Annotated in this window: 6 protein-coding genes; 4 read left to right on the top strand and 2 right to left on the bottom strand. The window is 61.6% G+C overall.

Going from position 1 to position 8389, the window contains the following annotated elements; all coding sequences use genetic code 11:
- Positions 1 to 166: 166 nt before the first annotated feature.
- Positions 167 to 1633 (bottom strand): hypothetical protein, encoded by a 1467-nt coding sequence (locus ACVW0R_RS11355; RefSeq protein ID WP_011428963.1) that lies wholly within the window; start codon positions 1631 to 1633, stop codon positions 167 to 169.
- Positions 1634 to 2015: 382 nt separating this feature from the next.
- Between ACVW0R_RS11355 and ACVW0R_RS11350 the strand changes: the two genes are divergently transcribed.
- Positions 2016 to 3470 carry a BCD family MFS transporter gene (locus ACVW0R_RS11350; RefSeq protein ID WP_457502072.1) on the top strand — a complete coding sequence of 485 codons (1455 nt, stop codon included), beginning with the start codon at positions 2016 to 2018 and terminating at the stop codon, positions 3468 to 3470.
- Here the strand turns inward: ACVW0R_RS11350 and ACVW0R_RS11345 are convergent.
- Positions 3467 to 3820 carry a DUF6464 family protein gene (locus tag ACVW0R_RS11345; RefSeq protein ID WP_071813485.1) on the bottom strand — a complete coding sequence of 118 codons (354 nt, stop codon included), beginning with the start codon at positions 3818 to 3820 and terminating at the stop codon, positions 3467 to 3469. The genes ACVW0R_RS11350 and ACVW0R_RS11345 overlap by 4 nt on opposite strands.
- Before the next feature lie 349 nt (positions 3821 to 4169).
- On the opposite strand from ACVW0R_RS11345, the gene ACVW0R_RS11340 reads away from it, so the two are divergent.
- The 3 genes from ACVW0R_RS11340 to ACVW0R_RS11330 are packed head-to-tail and all read left to right on the top strand — an operon-like array spanning position 4170 to position 8388.
- Positions 4170 to 6278, top strand: coding sequence for a WD40 repeat domain-containing serine/threonine-protein kinase (locus tag ACVW0R_RS11340; RefSeq protein WP_457502071.1), 2109 nt, complete (start codon positions 4170 to 4172; stop codon positions 6276 to 6278).
- A gap of 49 nt (positions 6279 to 6327) precedes the next feature.
- Entirely contained in the window at positions 6328 to 7626 is a 1299-nt protein-coding gene (locus tag ACVW0R_RS11335; protein ID WP_457502070.1) for an FAD-dependent oxidoreductase, read from the top strand.
- Between the two features lie 45 nt (positions 7627 to 7671).
- Positions 7672 to 8388 carry a hypothetical protein gene (locus ACVW0R_RS11330; protein ID WP_457502068.1) on the top strand — a complete coding sequence of 239 codons (717 nt, stop codon included), beginning with the start codon at positions 7672 to 7674 and terminating at the stop codon, positions 8386 to 8388.
- Position 8389: the final 1 nt, after the last annotated feature.

Below are 8389 nucleotides of genomic sequence, written 5' to 3'. Positions count from 1 at the left end.
AGACTTCTTTACTACTGATCAATCCATCCTCCTTCCGAAGTTGGTTTGCTAAGTGCTGCTATTGTACCCCTTGAGCCCTTAACAGGCTGTACCACCCTCAGGGGAGAACCTGAGTAAAGAGGTGGTTAAGAATCCCTCTCCATTAGGCCAGAGCCCGGAAAAGAGGCTAATCCCCCAACTCCGGATCCGGCCGCACCCGCACCTCCATTTGGCGCAACAGGCGCAGCGAGCTCTCCGGCCCGTCGATCATCTGCTGCTCGTTGATCCAGTAGGTGGCAATGCCCAGGTCTTCCAGAAATCGAATGTAGGGATCCGGCGGCGGCCCGTCGAAAACGGCGGCTTTCTGAACGGAGAAGCCCTGTTCGATCCAGGGGGTGAGGGCAAAGCGCTCGTAGTAAAATAATTGCCCCACCACCTCCTGGAGCGCCTCTGCGGCATCTTTGTGGTGCAGCAATTTCACCTCGGCCAAAAGCAGGTGTCCATCCGCCACCGCCAGAAAGTCAAACGTGTGCTGGTCTTCCCGCACCTCCAGCCCAGCCAGGCGGAACCAGCGGCGAAAGTGGTGCAAGATCTCGTTGTGGCGTTCGCTGCGCTCCAACTGACGGCGACGGCGGCGCTCTGCCATCAGCGGGTCTGTCCCGGCACAGGCAGGGATCCCGCTGCTGCGAAACTGGGGCGGCTCATCCGGATCCAAAACCACCTTGCCCCCAGCAGGGTGATGCAAGAGGGGGGGCATAGGAGGCAGGAGCTCGGCGGATCCCCACTCCACCTCCGGCTGCGCAGCCAGGGCGAGCAGATGGCGATTGAGAGGGTGCTCAGGGTGGGTGTCAAACAACAGCTTGAGTTGGGAGTGGCTGAACTGAAAATCCAGGCGAAACTGCTCCACCGAAAGGCTGCTGCGCCCCTTTTGCAGAGTCTCCTGGCCAAAGTAGAGCATCACCAGCAGAGGATAGATGGGCAGGGGGCGATGGGGCGGGATCAGCATGGCCCACATCGCGTCAGTCCAGTGGGGGAGCAAAATCTCCGCCTGTTTGCCCTTGCCCACCACCTGCAGCATTTTGGGGTGTCCCGCCTGCCAGCCACAGGGGTGGTCGTCGAAGCCACAGGTTTGCCGCCCCTGATCCACGCTCAAGGGGTAGCGCCCGTCGTAGAGGCGAAAAGGACAGAGATCCCGGTCTTCGGCCAGAAAACGCTCGTCCTGCCACAGATGGGCGGCCAAAGCATGACAACCAATGCCCTCCTGGCTGTTGCAAGCCTTAAGCCAGCGCCGTTCCGCCAATTTGCCGCCCACTTTGCTCGGCGCCAGGGGTTGGACAAGGCCGTTTTCCCCTTGGTTAAACAGGGGCCACACCAAGGGCTCCCCCGTCTCCGGCAGGGTGGGCAGCAGGGGGTGGACTTTGCTGTAAAACGGGTCGCAAATGCGCTGGGCCACCTGCTGCAGAGGCAGGCCATGAGGGGATCCCACCGCCGGCAGAAGAGATCCCGAGCCGGCCTGGGCGCGATGGTACTGGATGGCCAGGGCCACTTCTACTCCTATTGGACGCAGTTCCGGCGTCAACTGCCGGTAACGCTGCAGCAGCCGCGAGGCTTGCACAAACAGGTCGTAGCGCCGAACTGGGACTGCGTCAGCCATAGGGTTGCCGGAGAAATTCCTCGCCGACTTGAGCAAAAGCTGGCTATGGACGAGCTTCTCGGTCTCAAACAGGATCGAGATTGGGTTTGTTGTGTCTGCAAATGCTGACTTGCCGAGCGCAGCGGCAGGAAGGCCCGTTTCGCTTGGCACCAGGTCAGTTGTCAGTGTAGTAGAGAAACCCCGGCGCGGAAAGATTTTGCGACTTGCTCCCGCCAAAACCAGCGGCAACAGGCTAGCAGGGAACGATGCTCCGGCCCTAACTCGGTTACCGAGAGCCGGTGCGGCGGTTTCGCTTTCGGCAATCCCATACCTTTTCCGGGATCCCCGGCTGCCTGGGCTACCATAAAAAGCTGTAGGGCTTTTGCATGAAGCATCACAGGTCATGGCCAATATTCAGCGGGATCCTGAGGTCAACCGGTCGGCGGCCACCGCCCTTTCTTCACAGCCTCAGCCTTCGGCGCCCCCCTTGCCTTTGCTGGTTATGTTTCGCCTGGGCCTATTTCAGATGGGCTTGGGGATGATGTCGCTGCTGACGTTGGGGGTGCTCAACCGGGTCATGATCGACCCGGAGCTGCTGGCCATTCCGGCTACGGTGGTGGGGGGATCCCTGGCCATGCACCAGTTGGTGTCTCCAGCCCGCGTCTGGTTTGGGCAGCTTTCCGATGCCAAGCCTTTGTTGGGGACGCACCGCAGCGGCTATGTGCGCCTGGGATCGGTGTTGTTTGCCCTGTGCATCTTCTTGGCGGTGCAGGTGGTGTGGGGCTTGGGGCAGAGCTTTGCCAACAGCGGCTGGTCGCCGGCTACCTACGGCTGGATTGCTCTGGCTGCCTTGATGTTTGCTCTCTACGGGCTGTGTCTGAGCGCCTGCTCCACGCCCTTTGCGGCGCTGCTGGTGGATGTTTCCGATGAGCACAACCGCTCCCAGTTGGTGGGGATCGTCTGGTCGATGCTGATGGTGGGCATCGCCGGGGGGGCGATTGGCTCGGCGGTGCTGCTGCGCGGCCTGGATGCCGAGAACTTACAGAGCACGATCAACCGCCTTTTCATCATCATCCCTGCCGTGGTGATCCTGCTGGGGGTGATCGCCACCTGGGGGGTGGAAGAACGCTACTCTCGCTACGGATCCCGTTCCACCTTGGTGGGTCGGGAAGACCAGATCACCCTGGGCACGGCCATTAAGGTGCTCACCGCCAGCCGCCAAACCGTGATCTTCTTCGGCTTTTTGGCCCTGATGACCATGGGCCTGTTTATCCAGCAGCCGATTCTAGAGCCCTATGGCGGCGAGGTGTTCGGCATGACGGTAGCCCAGAGCACCCAACTCAACGCCTTTTGGAGTATAGGCGTCTTGGTAGGGATTGTGGTGACTGGCTTTCTCATCGTGCCTAGGCTGGGCAAGCAGACGACTGCCCGCTTGGGCTGCCTGCTGGTGGCCCTTTCTTTTGGGCTGACCATTGCCGCAGGGTTTACAGGCAAGCCGCGGCTGCTGCAACTGTGCATGATCCTGTTCGGCTTAGCTTCCGGGATCACCACCAACGGCGCCATCAGCTTGATGTTGGATTTGACAGCGGCTGAGACTGCCGGCACCTTTATTGGGGCTTGGGGCCTGGCCCAGGCGATGTCGCAGGCGCTTTCTACCCTCATTGGCGGCGCCTTGCTGGATTTGGGGCGGCTCCTCTTCCCCACTTCCTCGGTGCTGGCCTATGCCACCGTCTTTGGGGTGGAGGCGGCGGTGATGCTGCTGGCGGTGTACTTGCTGGGACGGGTGAGCGTGGCCGAGTTCCGGGAAAACACCAACCGCGCCCTGACCGAGGTGCTGGCGCTGGAGCTGGAAAGCTAACGCCCTTTGGCCGGCTCGTAGTGGCGACACCCCTGGCAGGGCCCGCTGGGGTTGACGGCGCAGCGCAACAGGGGCGAGCGGGCGTTGAAGCGGCAGGAGGGATCCCCCAGAAACTGGCCTGCTTCGGGAGGTGGGCTCACCGGGCGAATGAGGGCGCGGATGCCGCAGAGGTGATACTTGCCCTGCCGCAATTGGTAGGAATGACGCTTTTCCAAAATTAGGTAGTGCTGCTCGGCCAGTTGGATGTAGGTACCCGGATGGGGGCTGCTCTCCCAGGGGCATTCCTCCACCACCTCTCCCGAATCCGCATCGATCCACTGAATGGGCAAGGCCGGGTTGACAGAAGACATAAGGTGCCAGGGAGGCCAGCCTGGAGAACAGACCGGCAAACAATAGGATGGACGCGGTTTTGCCTGTACTCGCTCTATTTAGTGTAGAGGATTTTCCTTGGGCGGGCCGCCAATTGGGGGGGAGGGTTGAGTCCTAGGTTCTCGCGCCTGATCTAGATCTCCTTCTTCCGAAGGGAGGTCACCTCCATCTCTCCCGCCTCGAGTAGCCAGAAACCTCATCTCTTGCCGAGGGGGTTACCTTAGACCCTGTTTTCTCACTGTGGCATGATGGGTCAGAAGCAAAAATTGGTAGCCTGGCCGAGGATAGGCCACGGGTGAGCCACATCTGCCTGGAGCGACCGGAGTCCTTATGGTAGGGCAAACCTTGGCTGGCCGCTATCAGATCCTAGAAGAACTGGGATCCAGCGCGCAAACCTACCTGGCCCAAGATGGCCATTGCCCCGAACAGAGCTGGGTGGTGATCAGGCGTTGGCAACCTCGCTCTCCCAAGGGGGAAGAGCCCTCTGCTGCCCGGCAGCGATTTCAACAGGCAATGGCGCTGCGGGAACGCCTGGGATCCCATGACGCTATCCCGCGCCTGCTGGCCTATTTTGAGGAGGAAGGGGGCTTTTACTGGGTGGAAGAGTGGATCCAGGGGCAGACACTGGAACAGGCCCTGCGCCAGACCACGGAGCAAGGGCAGCTTTGGTCAGAGGTGGAGGTGCGGGCCTTTTTGCAAGATGTGTTGCAGACTCTAGCCTTTCTGCAGGGTGAGGGGGTGAGCCACGGCAATTTGCGGCCCTCTTGCTTGCTCTGCCGACAGTCCGATGGCCGTTGGATGGTATTGGGCTTGGGCCAAGCTATGGCCTCTGCCGGTTCTGGATTGGAGGCTTCCTCTGCTGGCGGCGACCTCGATGCCTTGGGCCTCCTCGCCTTGCAAGCCCTCTCAGGGATCCCGACCCACAAGCTGTTTCGCGATCCGTTGACGGGAGAGCTGCGCTGGCACGATCTGGCTCCTACCAGCGCTCCTTTCGCCGCTTTTTTGGATGGCCTGGTGGGTTGCGACCCGCGGCAGCGCTTTGCTTCGGCAGCGGCAGCTCTGGCTGCCTTGCAGGCTTTGTCTCTGGCAGAAGGTGTCTCTCCCGGCGCTGAGATCTTGCCCGACCCTGTTGCCGTCGATCCCTGGCAGGAGCCGACTACGCCGCCGCGCTCTCCCGTATCGTTGCGGGCGCGTTTCTGGATCCCACCGCTTTGGGCGGGGAGCAGCCTGGCGGCTTTGCTGGTTTTGTTCGGAGTTGCTGCCTGGCAACTGGCGGCCAACCTTAGCCGGTGGGGAGAGAAGGCAGTTGTGCCTAGGGACTCTGTCCCGCCCGCGGGAACAATGGCAAATTTGGGATCCGCTGGGCCCAACAGCTTCAGCTTCACAGAGCAGCCGCCCAATCCCTCCAAGACTGGAAGCCCTGCCCTCGACTTGGCAGATTGGGCCAAGTCCTTACGGCTCAAGGCCAAGCTGGAAGGTCCCGCCGCCATCACCGCCCTGGCCATCAGCCCGGATGGAAATCTCCTGGTTGCCGGGGGGGATGACGGCGTCATCCGCTTTTGGGATCCCCAGGCCGGCCAACTACTGCAGAGCTGGACAGGCCACGAAGGCTCGATTGAGACGCTGGCCATCAGCCCGGATGGCACCTTTTTGGTGAGTGGAGGGGCAGACAAGACGGTGCGGGTCTGGGATCTGGCTGCTCTAGGGGATCCCGCCCTGCGGTCGGGGGAGGGGGTGCCACGGCTGCAATTGCAAGGACACACCGACTTGATCAACAGCGTCGCCATCAGCCCCGATGGCCGTTGGATCGCCAGCGGCAGCGCCGACCGCACCATCCGCCTTTGGCAAGCCGAGGACGGCCAGTTGGTGCGCACCATCGACAGCGCCGCCTACCCGGTTACCCAAGGGGCAGGCATTACGGCAGTGGCCTTTGCTCCCTCTGGGTTGGCGGAAGAAGGGAGCTCGCCCTGGATCCTGGTGGCTGCCAATGGGAATCCCGCCGTCTATCTCTGGGATCCCAGGAGTGGAGCGTTGCTGAAAACCCTCGAAGCCGACTACCCCATCGAGCAGGTGCTCCTCAGCCCCGATGGCCGCCACTTGCTCGCCGCCAGCGCTTCCGGCATCTGGATCTGGAACGTGGGCACGGGATCCCGGGAGCGCACCCTGCCCCAGCCCTTATCCGGCTTGGCCACCCTTGCCCTCAGCCCCGATGGTCGCTTGCTGGCCAGCAGCACCGATCACCGCGCCCAGCAGATCAAACTCTGGGATCTGCGCAGCGGCAAAGAGTTGCGCACTCTGGGCGGCCAGACCTGGATGGTGAGCGCTCTGCTGTTCGGCCCCGATGGTCAGACCCTTCTCAGCGGCGGCGCCGATGGCGCCATTCGCATCTGGGGGCCAGAACATCCCGCCTCTGAAGCGGAGAAGGGGACTCAGCCTTGAGGAATCAAGCCAGGTAGAATACTCGACGGAGGAGGGATCCCGGCAGAGCATGGGCAGAGTAGTCATTATCGGGGCGGGGCTGGCCGGCTTGACCTGCGCCAAGGTGCTGGCCCAAGCGGGCCAAAGGGATGTTCTGGTCCTAGAGAAAAGCGACAGCCCCGGCGGGCGGGTGCGCACCGACGCGGTGGAAGACTTTCGTTTGGATCGCGGCTTTCAGGTGCTGTTTACGGCCTATCCCCAGGTGCGGCGGCATCTGGATCTGAGCCAGCTCGATCCCCGCCCCTACCGTCCGGGAGCCATGTTGGCCCAACCCGGTCGCTGCTGGCTGTTGGGAGATCCCCTGCGGGATCTGTCCAGTATCTTTCCTTCCCTGCTCAACCCCTTGGCCAGCTTTGGCGACAAGCTCAAGGTGCTGCAGTTGCGGGCAGAGCTGGCGCGGCGCACCCCGGAGCAGGTTTTCCAAGAAGGACTGGGGGGATCCGATTGCTCGCTGCGGGAGTTTCTGGAAAGGTACGGGTTCTCCGCCAAGATCTGCCAGCACTTTTTCTACCCCTTTTTCCGCGGCATTCTTTTGGATCCGGAGCTGGCCAGCAGCGCCCGCCTCTTGGCCTTCTATTTCAAGATGATGGCCGAGGGAGCCATCGTCACCCCGGCCTTGGGTATGGGAGAACTGGCCCGCCAACTGGCCGGCCACCTTGCCCCAGAGCAGATCCGCTACCAAACCCCGGTGGAGCGCATCCTGGTCCAAGAGGGAAAAGTGCGCGGGATCCGCACCGCCGACGGCGAGGAGATCCCTGCCGAGTGGGTAGTTTGTGCTACTGATGCCCCTCAGGCACGGGCCTGGCAGGCGGAGCTGTGCCCTCAAGCCCCCACCCCCATTCCCACCCAGGGGCGAGCGGTGACCTGTCTCTACTTCTGCGCCCCCTTTTCCCTAACTCGCGGCCCTTATCTGTACCTCAACGCCGGCGGCCAAGGCTGGATCAACCACTGGGTGCAGCTCACCCACCTCAGCCCGGCGCTGGCTCCTGCTGGCCAGCACCTCTATTCGGTGACGGTGCTGGGAAATCCCCCTCTGGGCGATGAAGAGCTGGCCCAAGCCTGCCGGGCCGAGCTGCAGACCTATTTTCCCAAAGCCCCCTTGGAACAATGGCGCCTGCTGCGGGTGTATCGCATCCCTTTTGCCCAGTTTGTGCAGCCGCCTGGCTTCCAGCAGCATTTGGTTCCCACCCATAGCGGCCTGCCAGGCCTTCTCTGGGCTGGAGAGTACACTCACCAGAGCAGCATCGAGGGATCCCTGCGCAGCGGCGAACAGGCAGCGGCGTGGATTCTCCAAAAATCGGCCTTGTAGACTTTCTTAACTCTACTCCCGGAACCAAAGCTGGGATCCCGTGGTATGAAGGGGGTGGACTTAATCGCCCACAGGGATCCCTCCGCCATGCAAAACGCCACCCTTAGCCCAATCCCGCTCCTGCGGCGGTCGTTTGAGTTGGTAGGTCCCATCTACTGGCCGCTGCTGATCCTGGCCTCTCCAGGCTTTATCCTGGCCATCGTCACGGAGCTGACCCCACTTCTCGGGGACATCCTCCGACCGGCCTATGGCATTGTTGCACCGATCCTAGGCGGAGCAGCCTTGTGGCTAGTGGATCAGCACCTGAAGCGGCAAGCTCCCCTGCTGGGCAACAGCCTCAACCGAGCTGTCTCGAAGGCAGTGCCTCTAGTTCTGAGCACCCTCTTAGCAGCACTCCTCTCTTGCCTTGCCTCCATCTTTCTGATCATTCCAGGCATTTATGTAGGGGTTAAGCTGGCCCTCACACCTTGTGCCATTGCTCTAGAAAATCAAGGAACTACAGGAGGGCTGCGCTACAGTTGGAATCTCGTCAAAGGTCGTTGGTGGGGCGTGTTTTGGGCCCTTCTGATTGGGGGCTTTATTCTCGGTTTTGGGGTTGGATTGATAGTTGTACTTGTCAGTAGAGTTGTGGCTGATTTTGGCGACTCTGTGGTGAACGTAGTTAGGACTGCCGCTGCCACAGCCGTTGTGCCCATCTTCTGGGTCTATGTGGTTCTCCTGTTCCGATCCCTGCAACGATTGAAGGGGCAAGCAGCCTCCTAGT

This window comes from Thermostichus sp. MS-CIW-15 (genome assembly GCF_054060575.1).
Note: the sequence above shows the minus strand (reverse complement) of the source record. Positions and strands in the feature narration are given on the sequence as shown.

Bases quoted from the DNA above. Each gene is read 5' to 3' on its own strand.
- ACVW0R_RS11330 (WP_457502068.1), top strand. From the start codon at position 7,672: ATGAAGGGGGTGGACTTAATCGCCCACAGGGATCCCTCCGCCATGCAA.
- ACVW0R_RS11355 (WP_011428963.1), bottom strand. From the start codon at position 1,633: ATGGCTGACGCAGTCCCAGTTCGGCGCTACGACCTGTTTGTGCAAGCC.
- ACVW0R_RS11335 (WP_457502070.1), top strand. From the start codon at position 6,328: ATGGGCAGAGTAGTCATTATCGGGGCGGGGCTGGCCGGCTTGACCTGC.
- ACVW0R_RS11350 (WP_457502072.1), top strand. From the start codon at position 2,016: ATGGCCAATATTCAGCGGGATCCTGAGGTCAACCGGTCGGCGGCCACC.
- ACVW0R_RS11345 (WP_071813485.1), bottom strand. From the start codon at position 3,820: ATGTCTTCTGTCAACCCGGCCTTGCCCATTCAGTGGATCGATGCGGAT.
- ACVW0R_RS11340 (WP_457502071.1), top strand. From the start codon at position 4,170: ATGGTAGGGCAAACCTTGGCTGGCCGCTATCAGATCCTAGAAGAACTG.